The following is an 18,705-nucleotide window of genomic DNA, read 5'->3' on the forward strand; positions in this document are numbered from 1 at the left end:
AAAAATGAAAGTTTTATTGATTAAAGATGTTAAAGATCTTGGTAAAAAAGGTGAAATTAAAGACGTTAAAGATGGCTACGGTCAAAACTTTTTAATTGGTAAGGGCTATGCCTTACTTGCAACCAATGAAGTCATGCGAAAATATGAATCTGACCAACGTAAAAAAGCAGCGGCAGAAGCAGAAGAAATAGCCAATCTTAAAACCATTGAAAAACAATTAGCTCAATTCAAATTAACTATTAAACGTAAATTAGGCGCAAATGGTAGCCTCTTTGGCGCTGTAACCAAAGATGAGATAGCACATGAGCTTAAAGAACAACACAGCATTGAAATTGACAAAAAAAGCATCGAAATTGAGCATGCGATTAAAACAACGGGGGATTTTGATGTGAGCATCAAGCTAGGTCATGGTATTCACGCTGTTTTAAAACTTAGCATTCTTGGAGAATAGATCCTATGTTTGAAGCAACCACCATTCTCGCTTGCCGTGGCGATAAAAAAGCAGTTATTGGCGGTGATGGACAAGTCACGTTCGGCAATACTGTTTTAAAAAACAACGCAACCAAAATCCGTAAACTCTATAATGGCAAAATTCTTGCGGGGTTTGCGGGAAGTACCGCCGATGCCTTTAATCTTTTTGATATGTTTGAAAATATTTTAGAGCAAAAAAAAGGTGACTTGTACAAATCAGTGATTGAATTTTCAAAAGAGTGGCGTAAAGACAAGATGTTACGCCGCTTAGAAGCCATGATGATTGTTTTAGACTGCCAGCATATTTTTATTTTAAGCGGAACAGGCGATGTGGTTGAACCTGAAGATGGGAAAATCGCAGCCATTGGCAGTGGTGGAAATTATGCTATTTCTGCGGCAAGAGCACTCGATCGTCATGCTTCTTTAGATGAAGAAACCCTCGTAAAAGAGAGTTTAAAAATTGCGAGTGAACTGTGCATTTATACCAACAATCATATTAAAACATTTGTCTTAGAGAGCAGTGAATCATGAACTTAACACCCAAACAAATTGTCGCATACCTTGATGAGTATATTATTGGTCAATTTCATGCAAAAAAAGCGATTGCCATAGCCCTTCGAAACCGTTATCGTAGACTTAAGCTTGAGGGCGAGATGGTCGAAGAAGTGATGCCAAAAAACATTTTGATGATTGGCTCCACGGGTGTGGGCAAAACAGAAATTGCCCGTCGTATGGCAAAAATGCTTTCCCTTCCCTTTGTAAAAGTTGAAGCGAGTAAATATACTGAAGTGGGTTTTGTAGGACGGGATGTTGAATCAATGGTGAGAGACTTGATGATGGCATCCATTAACCTTGTCAAAGCCGAACATAAAGAGAAAAATCAAGCCAATATTGCTTTACATGTAGAAAGAAGCATTATTGAAAAACTGCTACCTCCTCTTCCTAAAGGTGTGAGTGAAGAGAAAAAAGCGGATTATGAAAAAAGTTTTGAGAGAATGCGTCAAAAGTTGCGTGATGGCGAATTAAATGCCCTTAAAATTGAAATTGAGATTTCACAAAACAGTAGTGATTTAGGAGACTCCTCTTTGCCTCCTGAAATGATTAAGGTGCAAGAGTCTTTTATTAAAATCTTAGGTTCAGGGCAAAGCAGTGTCAAAAAAGAGATGACGGTTAAAGAAGCGCAAGAAGTCCTTAAAACAGAAGCAAGTGAAAAGCTTTTGGATATGGAAGCCGTTAAAAGCGAGGCAAAAGAACGTGCGGAAAATGGCGGTATTATTTTTATTGATGAAATCGACAAAATCGCAGTTAATTCTTCACAATCACATCGAAGCGATCCAAGCAAAGAAGGTGTTCAAAGAGATTTACTTCCCATCGTTGAGGGGAGCAATGTTACAACGAAGTATGGAAGTCTCAAAACTGATCATATTCTTTTTATCTCCGCAGGTGCATTTCATTTAAGCAAACCTAGTGATCTTATCCCTGAACTTCAAGGACGTTTTCCCCTGCGTGTTGAACTAAGCTCCTTAACGGAAGAGGTGTTGTACCAAATTTTAACACAACCTAAAAACTCTTTACTCCGTCAATATCAAGCACTGCTCCAAACAGAAGGTGTTGAACTTCTCTTTGAAGATGAGGCGATTCGCTCTATTGCAAAAATTGCGCAAATTACCAATGAAAAAACAGAAGATATCGGAGCACGAAGACTTCATACCATTATTGAAAAAGTGTTGGAAGATATTAGCTTTACAGCCGATGAACACAAGGGTGAAACCTTACATGTAACGAAAGAATTGGTTCACGAAAAACTAGATGCTATTGTTGAAAGTGAAGACAGTAGTCGCTATATTTTATAAGAAAAGAAGATAAATGAGCATACAAACAAAAACAGGATATGTAGCAGTCATTGGGCGACCTAACGCAGGAAAAAGCTCTCTGCTTAATTGGTTAATTGGTGAAAAACTAGCGTTGGTATCGCATAAAGCCAATGCAACACGCAAGCGATTAAATATTATTGCGATGCATGAAAATACCCAGATTATTTTTATTGATACGCCAGGTATTCATGAACAAGAACGCCTTTTAAATCAATTTATGCTCGAAGAAGCCATGAAAGCAATGGGTGATTGCGATCTTATTTTGTTTTTGGCTCCGGCAAGTGATTCGATTCAAAATTATATTGATTTTTTAGCCCTCAATAAAAACCATATTCAGCATATGGTTTTATTGACCAAAACCGATAGTGTTTCTCAAACCGCACTCTTTGATAAAATAAAAGAGTATCAAGCCTTTCAAGATAAATTTTTAGCCTTAATTCCTGTTTCTATTAAAAAAGGAATCTCACAATCCTATCTTTTAGAGACGATTAGTAAACAGATGCCTGAACACCCTTATTTGTATGACCCCGAAATCCTGACCACAGAGCGGTTGCGAGATATTTACAAAGAGTTAATTCGAGAAGCTATTTTTGAGAACACGAGTGATGAAATTCCTTATTTTTCTGATGTTATCATCGATAAAGTCGAAGAAAAGGAGACGATTGAAAATATTTATGCTACCATTATTGTTGACAAAAAAAGTCAAAAAGGGATTTTGATTGGCAAAGAGGGGCAAACCATTAAAAGAATTGGCTCTCATGCTCGTAAATTAATCGAATCTTTATCGCAAAAGCGTGCTTTTTTGAAACTCGTTGTTGTTGTAAAACAAGGATGGAGCCAAGATAAAGATATTTTGAAGAAAATTGGTTATATAGTCGAATAAAAGAAGTGTGTTAAAATCGTTTCATAACAAGCGATAATTTTTAAACTAAAAGGTTTTAAAAATGGCCATGACTGGGGATAAACGTTATAACTCGGAAATTATTTCTATAGATTCAAACTCTCTTGTTTCGTATGTGTATGCTAAAAATGAAATTAAGTTAAATAAGTTAGAAAAGAGCAATAAAGATGCTTTTTTCATCTCTTATTTACAAACAAGAGATGTCATTAGCACAGTGATTGATGTCAGTCGCAATATTCCTGATAGTGATTTAAAAGATGCTATAGAAATCAAAGTTTATGATGAATTGGCATTGGATTCTTCAATCGCATATACCATTAGCTACTTAGAGACAGAATCTAAAGATGTCAAAAACAGAACATTCAATGTTTTTTTAATAGACAGTAGCTTAGTAGCATCTAAATTTAATCCTATTCGTGAAAAAACGCGCTATATTGATTACATTACTCCGACTCCCTTTCTTCTCAAATCGCTTTATCATAAAAATTTTATTGATGCTGATGGAACACATTGTTTTGTTTATTTTCAAAAATCAGACGCCTTTTTGGCAATTTATAAAAATGGAGAGTATCTCTATTCAAAATCCCTACACTACTCTTTAAAAGAAATCAATGAAAAATTTTGTGAACTTTTAGGAGAAAGAGTTGATGAAGATGATTTTTATAAACTCTTAACCAATGAAGGATTACGTACCTCAAATGGTCATTTCCAACAAAGTTTAATGCAACTTTTTGGAGAAATCTTTTTATACATTAGTGATGTTTTAGTTTTTACCAAAAGAACATATAACATTGATATCATTGATAAGATTTACTTAGGTTCAGAAGTGGGACCTTTATCAGGTATAGAAGAGTACAGCAAGAGTTATCTTGGATTAGAATCTTTTGAATTAAATTTTAGTATTGCCATTAACTCAAAAGAATGGTACATTGATCAAGTGCATATTTTGATGATGCTTGCTGCACAATGTTATATGGAAAATCCAGATGATACATTAAATTTTTCAATTTATCAACGACCTCCTGCCTTAAAAGACAGACCTGCTGGGAAATTGCTGGGAATTGTTGCTGCGAGTATTCTCATCGGCTTTGCTTATCCTGCTTATCAATTTGCTTATCATTCCATTCTCAGCCTTAAAGCCGCAAAGCAAACAAGCGAATACACGACACTGCTTCAAAAAACATCTGTCATTAGACAAGAATTAGGACGATTAAAAACAGAAAAAGAAAAAGTTGATACTCTCGTTCAAGGAGAGACATCAAAGTTTGAATTTCGTAAAAAATTGCTTAATGAAATTTATAGTAAAAAAATCTCATATCCTATGAAAGCTTTAATCCTTGTAGAGATTTTCAAGCTCTCAAATCAAAATGAATGCAAAGTAGAATCTATTGAATTTAAAAATAATACATTTAATTTTTATATTCGAAACAACAGCGAGAAAAAAATTACAGAATTTATTAAAGATTTAACTGCTTTAAAAAAATATCATATTAATACAGAAAAAATTTCTCAAAATGATGAGCTAAGAGTTTATACCAGTAAAATTTCAATAGGATTGTCCCATGAATAGTATTGATGCATTTTTAAACAAAATCGATCTTTACTTTCGCGATAAAAAAGAGAGTGAGGTCTACCTTATTTTTGCTATGCTATTTGTTCTGTTTGCGTTTGTTTCTTATTCGTATTTATCTCCTGTTACTGATACAATGCTTAAAAGAACAATGCGAGATGCAAACGAAATAGAGAAAAAACTACGAGATGAACAAGCTTATCTTGCATCTGTTTCAAGAGATGGTGATGAAACTTTTCTTATCAAGAAAGTAAAATCGGATATTGAAAATGCCAAAGTACTTTTAGAAAGAACAACGCATACAAATCTTTATATTGACACAAAACTAAGAGAGTTATCCTATCTTCTATTTAACAATGAAAATTGGGCAAAGTTTTTAGACTCTATCGCACATTTGGCACAAAAATATTCTGTAAGAATCAAGGTCTTAGAAAATAAAATCAACGAACCCAATCTTCAAAAAATAGAACAAATTCTTAATTTAAAAGTGAACTTTAATGGTGCTTTTACAAATACTATGAAATTTATGAATGCTATTGAAGAGAGTGAATTAGTTGTCGATGTTCATGAACTTAATTGTACGGGTAAAAAAAATATTGAAGGTGAATTCAACATCGCTGTCTGGGGGATGAAGTATTGAAAACATTACTAAAAATAGGAATAACTTCGTGTTATTTCTTAACATTAACTCATGCACAAGAAGTTGTTTCTCTTCATAATAATTTCAAAGAGTACGATTTATTGTTTGAGAAAATAGCAGAGCGAAGAATAGGTGCGGATACTGTCATGCTTAATGAACTCAAAAATCCTTTTATTATTGTTGTAGAAGAAAGTATCAATAAAGATGCAAATCAAACGCTACAAGAACCTCTTTATGCATTAGAAGCAATTCTAAATCAAAAAGCAAAAATCAATGGAGAGTGGTATAAAAGAAATGATCAAATAGGACTTTTTAAACTTGTAACTATCTATCGTGATCGTGTTATTTTACAAAATGAGATTGAAAAAAAAGAACTTGTGATAAGGACAAAAGATGAGCGCAATATCAAAATTTTCACTAAATAAATATCTTTCAGCAGTGGCACTTGTAACTGTCGCTCTACTGCCTCTTCAAGCAGCTGAAAAAAATAAAAATGCTTGTGAATACAGATCTTTTAATATCAAAACCAATAACAAAGCAACAGGTGCTGAATTACTGAGCGAACTTGCGGATGTTTGTGATTTTAGCATTGCTGTTAAAGATACAGAAGCAGAACGTATTTTGGCGAAAAATCTACATGGGATTAATATTAAAAATCTTTCTTTGGATGAAGTATTCCATTCGGTTATTAGTGATAATGATCTTTTTTATACTTACGATAAAAATTTTCTTAAAATATCTGCCCTCTCTACCAAATCTTTTAAAGTAGATTATATCTCTTCTGCTAGAGAAGGTAAAGCAGTTATGAATGCTTCTGTTGATGCAACACCCACAGAAGATGGAGAGGAAAAAGATAAAACAACTCAAAGTCAAAACAGTATCTCTTCTAATGAATCTTTTGATTTTTGGAAAACTATTTCAGCTGAACTTTTAGCCATTGTTAACACAGGAGCGGAGGGATATAAAGCACAAGCCCCTATTATCAATGCAAATGCAGGCATAATTACCGTCACTGGAACAAAAAAACAGCTCGATAGAGTTTCCGAATATATTGAGCTTTTAAAAGAAAGATTACATAAACAAGTTTTAATTGATGTCTCAATTATTTCGGTTGCTTTGGATAGTAGTAATAAAACAGGTATTGATTGGAGTAAATTTCAGCTTGGTTTTAATAGCACATCTATGTTTAATAATAATAATGATAATGCAAATATGTATCATACGTCTCCGTACTCTGAGGTAGGATTAAGCGGAACGCCTATTTTAAACAATTTAACCGTTGTCAATGATGCTGTTTTTTCAGTCTCAGGATTGATTGACTTTTTGGGGAGTAGTGGCGATGCAAAGGTTGTTTCTAGTCCAAAAGTTCTTACAATGAACAATCAACAAGCACTTATTACGGTAGGAGATAATATTAATTACCGTATTCCTGAAGAGACAGATGCTGCAACAACATCGGGTACAGCAACATTATCTGTGACATATATGAATTATTCAATTTTTATTGGTGTGTTACTTAATATTACACCAGAAATTTCAGAAGATAATGAAATTATTTTACGTATCAACCCTTCTGTAAGTAGTTTTAAATATACTGATGATGATCAAAAAACAACAGAGCCTAGAGAAATTGCACCAGATACGCAAGAGAAAAAACTCTCTACGGTAGTTAAAGTTAAAGATGGTAGTACGATTATTTTAGGAGGATTGATTGCTTCAGAAAAAGGACATGAGAACTCTAGTGTACCACTCTTAAGTAGTATACCTTTACTAGGAGAAGCTTTTAAACACTCTGAAGAAACCCTTAAAACAAAAGAACTTGTGTTTGTCATTACTCCACGTATTATTGGTGCAAAAGGAACAGATAAAGCAACACTTAAAGATTTAGGGTTTAGTCAAAAAATTTATGAATAGTTCTTATAGTGATTTAAAAAAAATTTTTGTTGATGGTGAGATTTTTGATTATATTAATCTTGATAGGTCTGTAACAACGTATGATAAATTGGTACAGTCCTTGGATAAGCCATTAAAGTTAATACTTTTTTATGGAAAGCCAGGAACGGGAAAAACATTTTTGCTTCAAAAAATTTATAATGATTTGAAAAAAAAGAAGCGTATTATTTTTTTTCCACGTCCTTTTTTTGAAGAAAAAGTTTTTCTTGCCTCCTTGTATGAGCACATATTTGGAAAAAAATCTCCTGAATTCTCAAATTACAATGAGTTTTTAGAGATGATTCGAAAGCACATTACCTCTACGGATCAGGCAATTACCGTTCTAATTGATGAGGCTCAGCTCTATCCAACAGATTTAGTAGAAAAAATACGCCTTATGGCTGATTCTAGGCTATTTAAATTTCTTTTCACTGTTCATAAAACAGAGAAAGAGGATGTGCTTGCAAAAGATTATTTTCAAACACGTATTTGGGAAACCATTGAAATAGATAATGCTTCAAGTGGTGAAATTAAAACTTATATCGAGAAAAAGCTTCTTTTTCATAACCGTTTTGAGTATTTAAATCTTTTTTCACAAAGACATTATCTCTTAATTTCAAAGTTAACACACGGCAATTTAAGAACAATCAATAAATTTATGTATCGTTTATTTGAAATATTGGAATATTACGACCACAATAAACCTTCTGCAATTAAAGCGAATGCGTTACATGTAAAATATCTTGAAATGGCAGGAATTAGTTTGGGGATGATTGATGCTTAGTGCTAATGAAATAGCTGAACTGGAAAAAAAAGTTTCTCGTTATCGTTTAAAGCAAAGGATATATTCGATTGCATTGGGTGTTATGGTGGTGTGTATTACGCTACTTAGTTTCTATCTGTATCCTGACTTTTTTCAAGAAAAACAACCAGTCAAAGTTCTCTCTTCGAATGAAACTATCAGTCACGATGTCAATCTTTCAATACCTCAAAAACCACTACTTACCGCAGAAAACAATGTAACAACTTATACACCACCTCCTGTATCAAAAACTGAATCTGATGACTCTTTAAAACTCAATTTGCCTGAAATTGAAAAAAGTGCTTCTATGCAAACAGGCTATTCTGGTGTTTACGAAGAAGAGATGGAATCAAAAAGGCTTATGCGAAAACTCCCTTTGCCCCATCAAGAAGAGCTCTCTTATAAAACGAAAGAAGAAAAATTAGAAACAGCTTTATTGCCTCCTCCTCTTCTTCTAGAAGAGCCTAAAGCAAAAGGGTTTATTCAGATTGAAACTAAAGAAGTTAACTCGTTGCAGTACCTCAAAGAGCGTTTTGAAAAGACGCACAATATTGTTTTTGCATTAATGCTTTCTGAAGAATATTATAAAAATAAAAATTATAGTGAAAGCAATAAATGGGCACTTATTGCAAATAATATGGAATCTGAAAATGAAAAAAGTTGGATTTTATTTGCTAAGTCAAAGTTTAAATTAGGGCAAAAAGAGGATGCAGTTATCGCACTACAAGCTTATCTTAAAAGTAATAAATCAAAAGCAGCACAAGGGTTGTTAAATCAAATTAATATGGGAGCTAATGTTGAATAAACAAAATGTTATCCATACCTATGCTACACTATTGGAAAATTACAAAAATGGATATAACCTATGAGTGATATTGCAACTCCGTTACTAACCTATCTTATTCATAATCGTATTATTGATGAAAATACAGCATCAAAAATCAAAGAAGAGCTTAAAGAGAATCAACATAAAGTTCTTGGTGAAATTTTAGTTGAAAATAACTTTTTTACCAAAGAAGATTTGCTTATTTTAGTGATTGAATTTTTTAAAAAAGGATATTTAACACTAGAAGATGTGAATACGCATTTTGCAATTGAAAGTGAAAAATTTTTAAAGTCTTTAGCCAAGCATTTAAATTATGAATATTTAGATTTAGATTCGATTGACATTGATTATCGCCTAGCATCTAAACTTCCCTTTATGCAACTAAAAAAATTCAAAGCCCTTCCTATTCGAGAAGATGAGATCAATATTTTTATTGCACTCAAAGATCCTTTGGATATTAATGCGCAAGAAGGTGTCCAAAGAATTTTCCCACGAAAGCTTTTAAAAGTTATTATTGCAGATCCCACACAAATTGATAAATATCTTGTTAAAATGGAACTTGGAGAGAGTATTAAAGGCTTAATTGGTGAAATTCGCAAAGAGATTACATCCAGTGCAGCTGAAAATCCTCAGGAATCTTCAGGTATTTTAAAACTCATTGAAATTATTTTAAAAACATCCATTTTAGCAAGAGCAAGTGATATTCATATTGAACCAACAGAAAATAACTGTATTGTGCGCAGTCGTATTGATGGTATGCTGACTGAAACCTTTATTTTTGATAAAGATATTTACCCGCCCCTTGGTTCACGTATGAAACTTCTCTCAAATATGGATATTGCAGAAAAAAGAAAACCTCAAGATGGGCGTTTTTCAGCAACGATTTTGGGAAAAGAGTATGACTTTAGGATTTCTGCGCTTCCAACTATAAATGGTGAATCAATTGTTATTCGTATTTTAGATAAATCCAAAGTAATGATTAAAATTGAAGATTTGGGTATGCATCCTAACAATTATGTGAAATTTGAACAGGCTATGCACGCACCTTATGGTATTATATTGGTTACTGGTCCTACAGGTAGTGGTAAAACTACAACACTTTATGCCGCACTCAATGCGATTAAAAGTGTTCAAACAAAAATTATCACGGTTGAAGACCCTGTGGAGTATCAACTTACATTGACACAACAAGTGCAAGTGAATGAAAAAGCAAATCTTACTTTTTCATCTGCGTTACGTTCCATCTTAAGACAAGATCCTGATGTTATTATGATTGGTGAGATTCGTGATACAGAAACTCTTCGTATTGCAGTACAAGCTGCCCTTACAGGTCACTTAGTTTTTTCAACACTCCATACCAATGATGCGATCAGTGCGGTGACAAGGGTTGTAGATATGGGAATTGAACCTTATTTAATGAGTGGTTCACTTGTTGCGATTGAAGCGCAAAGGCTTGTACGAAAACTTTGTCCTCACTGCAAAACAAAATACACATTACCCAAAACAGCCTACGATGAAATCAAAGATATGTTGCCAGATAATTATCAATTTTATAAAAATGTTGGGTGCGAAAAATGTTCTCAAACAGGCTATCTTGGAAGGGAAATGATTTCTGAAATTTTAACAATCAGTGAAACCATTTCGAGTATGATAGCACAGGGTGCTGGAAAAAGTGAAATTAAAGAGCAGGCTCTTAAAGAAGGGTTTGTCGATATGTATCAAGATGGTATTACACGAGCAGCCAATGGTGTCACAACACTAGATGAAATTGCAAGGGTGGCAAAAGGATGAAATACTTTGAAGTCAATTACCTATTTAAGGGTCAAAAGTTAAAGACCATTATTAAGTCTCCTGATCGTAAAGATGCGATCGCGATTGCTAAACATCAAGTTCCTGGAATTATTGTTACGATAAAGGAGACATCTGCACCTATTGAAGATAAATTACGCTCGTTCAGAAATGCCCTTTTAGGAACAGTAATACGTAAAAAAATCAAGATAACATCGTTGATTGCTGCCATTAGGCAACTTAGTGTTATGACGAATGCTGGAATTTCTATTCACGATAGTGTGAAAGAAGTTGCCAATGCAACAGTTGATAAAACATTAAAAACGATTTTTCAAAGTATCAATGATGACTTGAACTCTGGTTTAAGCCTGACGCAATCTTTGATGTCTTATCGTGAAGATGTGGGGGATGTTACGATTGCTATGGTTGAGCTGGGTGAAAGTACGGGTAATATGGCTGAATCGCTTGAAAAACTTGCGGAGATTCTTGAAGAAATTGAAGAGAATAGGCAAAAATTCAAGAAAGCGCTACGCTATCCTACTACGGTTGTCATTGCTATTGCCATTGCTTTTACAATTTTGATGGTCTATGTTGTACCAAAGTTTAAAGATATCTTTTCCAAACTCAAAGCAGAACTTCCTTTACCTACAAAAATCCTTCTTTTTATGGAAAATATGATTAATCACTATGGACTTTACCTCTTAGCAGGTTTAATTGCCATTATTGTACTTATTAAATATTTGCTCAATAATAACGAAGAGTTTAAGAAAAATTTTGACCAATACATTTTAAAAGTCTATTTGATTGGTGATATTATTTTTTATGCAACACTGAGTCGTTTTTGCCTTGTTTTTACAGAGTTGATTCGAGCGGGTATTCCTATTGCAGATGCCTTAGATACTTCATTGTTAACTTTGGAAAACACCCATTTGAAAAAAAGACTTTCGGGTGTTAAAATTTCTGTCCAACGTGGTGTTTCACTGACAGAGTCGTTTCGTGATACTGGATTATTTGAAGGAATGCTGATTCAGATGATTCAAGCAGGAGAACAAAGTGGTACCTTAGATAAAATGTTAGAAAAAGTAACACTTTATTTTAAATCCCGTTTTAATCAGATTATTGACAATATCGCAAGTTATATTGAACCTATCTTGTTGGGTTTTATTGCTGCGATGGTCTTATTGATGGCATTGGGTATTTTTATGCCGATGTGGGATATGGCAAAAGCAGTCAAATCGTAATAAACGTTTGTTTGAGCGTTACCGTGTTACATGTAACGCTCAAACAATTAAAATTCTTTAGGAATAGCACAGTTGAGTTCGTTTTGAAACTTCTCTTTTGCTAACGTAATCAGCTCTTTCTGATTCAATTTTCCAATTAAACACAATGCACCTAACTTTTTGCACCATAAACGTTCAATTTTAATTTTATAGTCATCCTCTTTGACTTTTGTTGAAATACTCCAACTGCGAATACTCTTCTTTTCTTTGTACTCAAGAACATCTAAAATCTCTCTATCTTCAACCTTATGATCCATAACAGAGCGCAGTTGCGTCTCATTCAGCCCTAATTTCCACGCCTTATATCCAAGTACGATAGCACGAGCACGGTTAGGTGTATTGGTTTTTACTTTATCAAAGCTTACGCCAAAATACTTTAGTGCTACAATAATATCTTTTGCTTTAAAAATCTTGTCTCTATCAATAAATTTTGGTTCTTGTCGTGTTTCCAAGTGAATATATCCTTCTTAAATAGTTTTTATCTCTGCAAAATTAAAATGGCCAAATTGTTTCCATAAATTTGCTTCCCCAAGGTTTTGTAGTTGTCTGGTCGATGTCTCCTTCTGTTTTGTAAAGGATTTTAGCATCTGCAATATATTTGGAATCAATGTTGTTGTATTGGTCGATATCATAGGGACGAATCACGCCGCTTACTTGAATCAACTGTTTTTCGCCATTAATCAGCAATTCACGACTACCCTCAATAAAATAATTTCCATTATTTAAAACTTTGATAATCCGAGCAGAAATAGTTGTCGTAAAACTCTCATTACGACTCGTGCTCCCTGTTCCTGTAAACGAGTTAGTGGAACCTGCATTAAAGCCCAAATTGGCAGATTTGGTTGCTATTTTATCCGCAACATTGCCTACAACACCACCAAAAGGAACACCTGCGATAACACCTGCATTTAAATCACTACTACTCTCTTTAGACAAAGCTTTTTTTCCAGAAGACGTTTGAACCGTTTGTTCTGTAATGGTAATGGTTACAATATCATTAACATGCATCGCTTTTAAATCGGCAAAAAGGGGATTGTCTCCTTGACCAAAAAGACTCCCTGGATTTGAGGCAATATTTTCATTAACACGACTGGGTATTTCATCCACATAAACAGGAGGCTTCATACTAATCTCTGGACTTGCAGGATGATTAGAACATCCTAAAACGATAAACGCAGTGACAAGGCTACATGTAAAAACTCTCATAGCGCTCCATTTTATTCTATTTTACAAAATTATACAATAAAATGCCTCTTGAATGAAAAAAGCTACCAAAAAGGAAATTTTATGTCAGAATTAAAAGCAAAACTTCAAGAAGACCTCAAAAACGCAATGAAAAATAAAGATAATTTTATGCGTGATGCCATTCGTTTTTTAATGAGTTCGCTAAAGCAAATCGAAGTAGATGAACGCAAAGAGCTTAGTGATGCAGATATTGTTAAAATAATTCAAAAATCTCTTAAACAGCGTGATGATGCAGCCATTGCTTTCAAAGATGCGGGAAGAATGGATTTGTATGAAAAAGAGTTAGCCGAAGCAGCAATTTTAAAATCGTATTTACCAGAGCAACTCAGTGATGAAGCACTCAAAGCAATTATTGCGAAACATATCAACGCCCAAGGTCTTTCTAGTATGAAAGAAATTGGAAAATTGATGGGTGTTGTCTTAGTGGAATGCGAAGGTGTTGCCGATGGAAAAAGAATCAACACCCTCGCTAAAGAGCTTTTAGCCTAAATTACATGTAGAGAATATCTCTACATGTAACTCTATTTTTTACAATGTTTTTCTATCATTTCCATGGTTTCAACAGCGATTTCTAGCTCTTCATTGGTTGGAATAACCAACACTTTTACAGGGCTATCATCCGTACTAATTTGTCGAATACCCTCTGTGCGCTCCGCATTACGCACGGTATCAATTTTAATACCAAAGTTTTCTAGCCGACTACAAGATTCAAAGCGCACTTCACTATCATTTTCACCAATACCTCCTGTAAAAACAATACAATCCACACGTCCCAAAACAGCGCTATAAGAACCAATGTATTTTTTAAGACGGTAGTTAAACATCTCTCGTGCTAATTGTGCTTGTTCATTGCCTTCGTGTGCCAAACGGTTAATTTCTCGCATATCATTGCTTCCACAAATCCCTTTTAAGCCACTCTCTTTGTTCAACATACGATCTAGCTCATCAAGTGTTAAACCTTTTTTGCGTGCCAAATAGAACAAAATAGCAGGGTCTATATCCCCGCTACGTGTTCCCATGATGAGTCCTTCTAGTGGCGTCAATCCCATAGACGTATCCACACTTTTACCATTTTCGATGGCAGCCACACTCGCACCATTTCCTAAATGAAGCGTAATGGCATTGAGTGTGTTTATATCTTGCTTTAGATAATTGGCAGCTTCTTTAACGATATATCGATGAGAGGTTCCATGAAACCCATACCGTCTAATTCTAAGCTCTTCATAATATTTATAGGGAAGTGCATACATATACGCATATTTGGGTAAAGTTGAATGAAAAGCGGTGTCGAAAATAGCCACTTGAGGCACATTTGGACTTTGCTCTACCGAAACTTTCATCCCTGAGAGATGTCCTGGATTATGAAGTGGCGCTAGAGGAATAAGCCTTTCAATTTCAGACATGACATATTCATCAACCATTGCAGGAGCTTGAAAGGAGGCACCACCTTGTACCACACGATGCCCTATTCCATCAAGGTCATTGAGATTATGAATAACACCTGATTCAATTAAAAGCAGACTCATTTTTTTAAGAGCCTCATGGTGGTCAGCAATGGGTGCTGTTTGCTCAATAAGCTGCTCGACGCCAGAAGCATTTTTGTACTTCATGCGTGTTCGTGACATTGGCTCACTAATTTGCTCAATCAATCCACTGGCTAACACTGCATTGTTTGCCATGTTGAAGAGTTGAAATTTAACAGAAGAACTCCCTGCGTTTAAAACTAAGATTTTCAATTGCTTACTCCATCGTTGGTTTGTGCTTGAATAGCAGTAATGGCTACGGTATTGACGATATCAGGAACCAAACAGCCTCGGCTGAGGTCATTGACTGGTTTACGAAGCCCTTGAAGTACTGGACCAATAGCCACAGCACCTGAACTTCTTTGAACCGCTTTGTAAGTATTATTACCTGTATTTAAATCTGGGAAAATAAAAATAGTCGCTTCTCCTGCAACTTGACTGTTGGGGAGTTTTGTTTTTGCAACCGTTGGATCAATCGCAGCATCATACTGAATGGGTCCTTCGACCAATAAATCAGGACGTGTTTCTTTAACAATTTTTGTAGCAAGGCGAACTTTTTCAACCTCTTCACCCTTACCTGAATCACCTGTTGAATAAGAAAGCATCGCAATTTTTGGTTCAATGCCAAACATTTTAGCCGTATCCGCCGAGGAGATAGCAATTTGAGCCAACTCTTCCGCATTAGGGTCTTGATTGACAGCACAATCACCATACACTAACACACGTGTCTCTAAACACATAAAAAAGAGACTGGAAACAATAGAAATACCCGGTTTTGTTTTAATAATTTGAAGAGCTGGACGAATCGTCTCTTGTGTCGTATGAATCGCACCTGAAACCATTCCATCAGCGTGCCCTGAATAAACCATCATGGTAGCAAAGTAATTGGTCATCATCATACTATCACGAGCCACATCTAAAGAGAGCCCTTTGGATTTTCGCATTTCATAAAAAGTACGCACAAATTCATCCATCAGAGGTGAATTTGCAGGGTCAATAATCGTCGCCTTGCCAATATCTAACCCCAATGAAGCACTTTTACGCAAGACCTCTTCAGGGTTTCCTAGAAGAATAATATCCGCAACATTACGGCGCAATAAAATCTCCGTTGCCCTTAAAATACGCTCATCGTTACTTTCAGGTAGAACAATTTTTTTACGGTCACTGCGTGCACGCTCAAAGAGTGCATATTCAAACATAACGGGGGTAATAGACGAAAGAGAAGACTCCGCATTAATCATCGTTTCTATCTCTTTGAGATTAACGTTAGATGAGAAAAGTCCCATTGCAAGTGCAATTTTTCGAATACTCTGTGCCGTAATGGTCGCAGGAACTTGTGCAACATTTACAGCCGTATGATAAGTGTCGCTTTCAACGCTTAACACGGGAATCGAAAAATCATTAAAACCTAAAAAGAGTTTATTAATCGCTTTATCTGGCAATAAACCACCTGTCAATAACATACCTGAAATCGTTGGATAATTTTTCGATAAAGCCGCACTAAGACACCCTAAAATAACATCTGATCTATCACCTGGTGTGATGATTAAATCACCTTCTTCAATGTGTTCTAAAAAATTCTCTAAACGCATCGCTGCGATTTTACTCTGCTTTACCACACGTCTTAAATCTTTTTCTTCCCCGTAAATACGCATACATCCCAATTTTTTTTGAATTTCAGCAACGGTTGGAGTATCTAATTCGGGAACTTCTGGAAGAAAATAAATAGGGCTGTTTTGCAACGCAACAGAAGCAGCAAGTTCTTGAAGTGCTTCAGATTCCGCTTTTCCTAAACGATTGACAAATGTGGCAAAGTGTTGACATCCTGCTGCTCGAATCGCTTCTGCTTCAATATGAATCTCATCGACAACTTCTTTAACACTTTTATTTTTTCCTTTTAAAACGCTAATAAAAGGACTACTTAAATTTTTTGCGATGGAGAGGTTAATATCAAAATCGAGCGTATTTGAGAAATTGGCTTGATTTAAGCCCTCAACGAGCACAAAATCGTACTGATTTTCTAAGGTTTTAAACTTTTCAATCAGTGTCTCTAAAACCTCATTGTATTTATTTTCAGCAATCAGACTTTCAACTTCATGCACAGTGTAACCATAAGTATCGTCATACGCCATTTTAAGGGCATAATGTTCGAGCATAAAACTGATATCTTGATCAGGTTCACCTACATTAACAATGACAGGTCTAAAAAAAGCGACCCTTCCAAGACGACCTTTAAGCAACTCCATAATGCCCATCGTTACGATCAAACTACCCGCTGCGGGCTCTAACGACGAGATATATAAGCTTTTGGTTTGCATCTAGCTCCTTTGTGTTTACTTCAACAACTCATTTCATCATACGAATAAACATTTGACAGGTTTCTAAGGATTGCAATATAACCTATATTTTTTACATCTTTTTTAGATAAACCCTGGCGCATCATTGGAAAATAAAATCAAATCACCCGCATAGGTTTGCTCCGCTAAGAGCGCTTGCAATTCTGATTTATCCGATAAAAGAATCTTTTGCGCTCTCTTTACATGTAAATCTAAAATAGGCATATTGCTTTTACCTGTAATAATCACAACATCAAAAATAGCATCTATTTTTTCTGCGAGACATTTATTGGCTTCTTCCGTACTCTCTACAATACCAGGCGTAACAATCACTTTACGTCCTTCATAGTGCGAAACCAACTCGTAAGAGCTAAGCATTCCTTCTAAATTACCATTAAAACTATCATCAATAATTATTTTTCCACCTGCTTCAATTTTTTGAAGACGATGTTCTACCCCTTTGAGCTCTCTCATTGCCTCTTGAATCATCTCAATACTCATGCCCAATTCTCTAGCCACATGTACACACGCCGCAAGATTAATGGCATTAAAATCTCCAAGCAAGGAAGCGCTAAAGTGCTCCTCTTTTCCTTCAAGAAGCATGCTAAAGGTTAGTCCATCCAGCGAGGCTTTTACCTCTTTAATTTCACTCCCAAAGGAGAGAATAGTTGGAGTCTCTTTGATCTGTGCACTCTCATGAATAAATGCTTTTTGAAGCCGATTGGAGTGAATCATTTCCATTTTAGTATTGCGGATATTTTCAAGCGTTTTAAAATACTCAATGTGTTGTTCTCCAATACGCCCAACAACGGCAATATGAGGATTGACACATCGTGCTATTTCATCAATATCCCCTTGCATACGAGCACCAGCCTCAACAATATAGATATCACACGTATCAGGTAAATCGTTATTGATATCTTTCACAATCCCCGCTAAAGTATTGACACTTCGAGGGGTATGATACACGTTAAACTCTTTAGAGAGAATAGACGCTAAAAAATTTTTAATGCTCGTTTTCCCATAACTTGCCGTAATCGCAATCACTTTCATGGAAGGGCGTTGTGCCAATTTTTTTTCCGCTTCTTTTTGATAACTTAAAAAGAGCATTTTTTCAAAAAACATACTAAGAAGCTGTGCAATGGCTAAAGGAATGATAACTCCAAATTTAAAACAAGCCCCCACACATAAAAGATTTTGAAAGAGTATGGCAAGCACTAAAAAAAGGAAAAAACGTTTGATTCGAGCAGTTAAAACCAATTTTTTATCATTTTTACGGTTCCAAAGAAAAAGAGCTAAAAGATAGAGACCACAGACGCCATAAAGAAAGAGACCTTCTAAGAAATAATACGCCAATAAAGGTAAAAGAAAAAAGTAAAGATGCCAATCGTAGCGATTAAAATGAAACAAAACACGCTCTAAACGGTAGCCATACCACTGCATCGCCAAAATAAAGTAGTACCCCAATCCTATGACAAAACCAAAATGGACTAACGCTTCTATAAACCACGCCATGA

18 protein-coding genes are annotated in these 18,705 nt (G+C 35.1%); 13 read left to right on the top strand and 5 right to left on the bottom strand.

Annotated elements, in window-relative coordinates; genetic code table 11:
* Nucleotides 1-4 precede the first annotated feature (4 nt).
* The 12 genes from rplI (at nucleotide 5) to SDEL_RS05315 (ending at nucleotide 12,045) form a co-directional block, all read left to right on the top strand.
* On the top strand, nucleotides 5-451 hold the full coding sequence (rplI, locus tag SDEL_RS05260) for a 50S ribosomal protein L9 (protein WP_012856812.1): 447 nt from the start codon (nucleotides 5-7) through the stop codon (nucleotides 449-451).
* A gap of 5 nt (nucleotides 452-456) precedes the next feature.
* The gene (gene hslV, locus SDEL_RS05265; protein ID WP_012856813.1) at nucleotides 457-1,002 is read left to right on the top strand and encodes an ATP-dependent protease subunit HslV; all 546 of its coding nucleotides are present in this window, start codon (nucleotides 457-459) and stop codon (nucleotides 1,000-1,002) included.
* Nucleotides 999-2,324: an ATP-dependent protease ATPase subunit HslU gene (hslU, locus tag SDEL_RS05270; RefSeq protein ID WP_012856814.1), complete on the top strand. Its 1,326-nt coding sequence runs from the start codon at nucleotides 999-1,001 to the stop codon at nucleotides 2,322-2,324. The genes hslV and hslU overlap by 4 nt, the downstream gene beginning before the upstream one ends.
* 13 nt (nucleotides 2,325-2,337) lie before the next feature.
* Entirely contained in the window at nucleotides 2,338-3,228 is an 891-nt protein-coding gene (era, locus tag SDEL_RS05275; RefSeq protein ID WP_012856815.1) for a GTPase Era, read from the top strand.
* A 61-nt stretch (nucleotides 3,229-3,289) separates the two neighbouring features.
* Entirely contained in the window at nucleotides 3,290-4,816 is a 1,527-nt protein-coding gene (locus SDEL_RS05280; RefSeq protein ID WP_012856816.1) for a hypothetical protein, read from the top strand.
* On the top strand, nucleotides 4,809-5,456 hold the full coding sequence (locus tag SDEL_RS05285; protein WP_012856817.1) for a hypothetical protein: 648 nt from the start codon (nucleotides 4,809-4,811) through the stop codon (nucleotides 5,454-5,456). The genes SDEL_RS05280 and SDEL_RS05285 overlap by 8 nt, the downstream gene beginning before the upstream one ends.
* Nucleotides 5,453-5,881: a hypothetical protein gene (locus SDEL_RS05290; protein ID WP_012856818.1), complete on the top strand. Its 429-nt coding sequence runs from the start codon at nucleotides 5,453-5,455 to the stop codon at nucleotides 5,879-5,881. The genes SDEL_RS05285 and SDEL_RS05290 overlap by 4 nt, the downstream gene beginning before the upstream one ends.
* Complete coding sequence (mshL, locus tag SDEL_RS05295; protein ID WP_012856819.1) at nucleotides 5,850-7,370, top strand: pilus (MSHA type) biogenesis protein MshL; 1,521 nt, start codon at nucleotides 5,850-5,852, stop codon at nucleotides 7,368-7,370. The genes SDEL_RS05290 and mshL overlap by 32 nt, the downstream gene beginning before the upstream one ends.
* On the top strand, nucleotides 7,363-8,172 hold the full coding sequence (locus SDEL_RS05300; protein WP_012856820.1) for an ATP-binding protein: 810 nt from the start codon (nucleotides 7,363-7,365) through the stop codon (nucleotides 8,170-8,172). Before mshL ends, SDEL_RS05300 begins: the two co-directional genes overlap by 8 nt.
* Nucleotides 8,165-8,995 carry a hypothetical protein gene (locus SDEL_RS11685; protein ID WP_012856821.1) on the top strand — a complete coding sequence of 277 codons (831 nt, stop codon included), beginning with the start codon at nucleotides 8,165-8,167 and terminating at the stop codon, nucleotides 8,993-8,995. The genes SDEL_RS05300 and SDEL_RS11685 overlap by 8 nt, the downstream gene beginning before the upstream one ends.
* 60 nt (nucleotides 8,996-9,055) lie before the next feature.
* Nucleotides 9,056-10,807, top strand: coding sequence for a GspE/PulE family protein (locus SDEL_RS05310; RefSeq protein WP_012856822.1), 1,752 nt, complete (start codon nucleotides 9,056-9,058; stop codon nucleotides 10,805-10,807).
* Nucleotides 10,804-12,045, top strand: a complete 1,242-nt coding sequence (locus tag SDEL_RS05315) for a type II secretion system F family protein (RefSeq protein ID WP_012856823.1) — start codon at nucleotides 10,804-10,806, stop codon at nucleotides 12,043-12,045. The genes SDEL_RS05310 and SDEL_RS05315 overlap by 4 nt, the downstream gene beginning before the upstream one ends.
* A 47-nt stretch (nucleotides 12,046-12,092) precedes the next feature.
* Here SDEL_RS05315 and SDEL_RS05320 read toward each other — a convergent pair whose 3' ends face one another.
* Nucleotides 12,093-12,536 carry a hypothetical protein gene (locus SDEL_RS05320; RefSeq protein WP_012856824.1) on the bottom strand — a complete coding sequence of 148 codons (444 nt, stop codon included), beginning with the start codon at nucleotides 12,534-12,536 and terminating at the stop codon, nucleotides 12,093-12,095.
* Between the two features lie 40 nt (nucleotides 12,537-12,576).
* Nucleotides 12,577-13,290: a flagellar basal body L-ring protein FlgH gene (gene flgH, locus SDEL_RS05325; RefSeq protein WP_012856825.1), complete on the bottom strand. Its 714-nt coding sequence runs from the start codon at nucleotides 13,288-13,290 to the stop codon at nucleotides 12,577-12,579.
* Between the two features lie 81 nt (nucleotides 13,291-13,371).
* Here flgH and SDEL_RS05330 point away from each other — a divergent pair, with 81 nt between their 5' ends.
* Nucleotides 13,372-13,818 carry a GatB/YqeY domain-containing protein gene (locus SDEL_RS05330; RefSeq protein WP_012856826.1) on the top strand — a complete coding sequence of 149 codons (447 nt, stop codon included), beginning with the start codon at nucleotides 13,372-13,374 and terminating at the stop codon, nucleotides 13,816-13,818.
* Nucleotides 13,819-13,850: 32 nt separating this feature from the next.
* Here the strand turns inward: SDEL_RS05330 and SDEL_RS05335 are convergent, their stop codons facing one another.
* The 3 genes from SDEL_RS05335 to SDEL_RS05345 form a co-directional block, all read right to left on the bottom strand.
* Nucleotides 13,851-15,065, bottom strand: a complete 1,215-nt coding sequence (locus SDEL_RS05335) for an acetate/propionate family kinase (RefSeq protein WP_012856827.1) — start codon at nucleotides 15,063-15,065, stop codon at nucleotides 13,851-13,853.
* Nucleotides 15,062-17,170 carry a phosphate acetyltransferase gene (pta, locus tag SDEL_RS05340; RefSeq protein WP_012856828.1) on the bottom strand — a complete coding sequence of 703 codons (2,109 nt, stop codon included), beginning with the start codon at nucleotides 17,168-17,170 and terminating at the stop codon, nucleotides 15,062-15,064. Before pta ends, SDEL_RS05335 begins: the two co-directional genes overlap by 4 nt.
* Nucleotides 17,171-17,272: 102 nt before the next feature.
* Nucleotides 17,273-18,703: a Mur ligase family protein gene (locus SDEL_RS05345; protein WP_012856829.1), complete on the bottom strand. Its 1,431-nt coding sequence runs from the start codon at nucleotides 18,701-18,703 to the stop codon at nucleotides 17,273-17,275.
* Nucleotides 18,704-18,705 lie beyond the last annotated feature (2 nt).

This window comes from Sulfurospirillum deleyianum DSM 6946 (assembly GCF_000024885.1).
GTDB lineage: Bacteria > Campylobacterota > Campylobacteria > Campylobacterales > Sulfurospirillaceae > Sulfurospirillum > Sulfurospirillum deleyianum.

What these genes read in the sequence shown, in the direction of transcription:
- rplI (WP_012856812.1), top strand. Translation starts at nt 5, where the DNA reads ATGAAAGTTTTATTGATTAAAGATGTTAAAGATCTTGGTAAAAAAGGT.
- hslV (WP_012856813.1), top strand. Translation starts at nt 457, where the DNA reads ATGTTTGAAGCAACCACCATTCTCGCTTGCCGTGGCGATAAAAAAGCA.
- hslU (WP_012856814.1), top strand. Translation starts at nt 999, where the DNA reads ATGAACTTAACACCCAAACAAATTGTCGCATACCTTGATGAGTATATT.
- era (WP_012856815.1), top strand. Translation starts at nt 2,338, where the DNA reads ATGAGCATACAAACAAAAACAGGATATGTAGCAGTCATTGGGCGACCT.
- SDEL_RS05280 (WP_012856816.1), top strand. Translation starts at nt 3,290, where the DNA reads ATGGCCATGACTGGGGATAAACGTTATAACTCGGAAATTATTTCTATA.
- SDEL_RS05285 (WP_012856817.1), top strand. Translation starts at nt 4,809, where the DNA reads ATGAATAGTATTGATGCATTTTTAAACAAAATCGATCTTTACTTTCGC.
- mshL (WP_012856819.1), top strand. Translation starts at nt 5,850, where the DNA reads ATGAGCGCAATATCAAAATTTTCACTAAATAAATATCTTTCAGCAGTG.
- SDEL_RS05300 (WP_012856820.1), top strand. Translation starts at nt 7,363, where the DNA reads ATGAATAGTTCTTATAGTGATTTAAAAAAAATTTTTGTTGATGGTGAG.
- SDEL_RS11685 (WP_012856821.1), top strand. Translation starts at nt 8,165, where the DNA reads ATGCTTAGTGCTAATGAAATAGCTGAACTGGAAAAAAAAGTTTCTCGT.
- SDEL_RS05310 (WP_012856822.1), top strand. Translation starts at nt 9,056, where the DNA reads ATGAGTGATATTGCAACTCCGTTACTAACCTATCTTATTCATAATCGT.
- SDEL_RS05315 (WP_012856823.1), top strand. Translation starts at nt 10,804, where the DNA reads ATGAAATACTTTGAAGTCAATTACCTATTTAAGGGTCAAAAGTTAAAG.
- flgH (WP_012856825.1), bottom strand. Translation starts at nt 13,290, where the DNA reads ATGAGAGTTTTTACATGTAGCCTTGTCACTGCGTTTATCGTTTTAGGA.
- SDEL_RS05330 (WP_012856826.1), top strand. Translation starts at nt 13,372, where the DNA reads ATGTCAGAATTAAAAGCAAAACTTCAAGAAGACCTCAAAAACGCAATG.
- pta (WP_012856828.1), bottom strand. Translation starts at nt 17,170, where the DNA reads ATGCAAACCAAAAGCTTATATATCTCGTCGTTAGAGCCCGCAGCGGGT.
- SDEL_RS05345 (WP_012856829.1), bottom strand. Translation starts at nt 18,703, where the DNA reads ATGGCGTGGTTTATAGAAGCGTTAGTCCATTTTGGTTTTGTCATAGGA.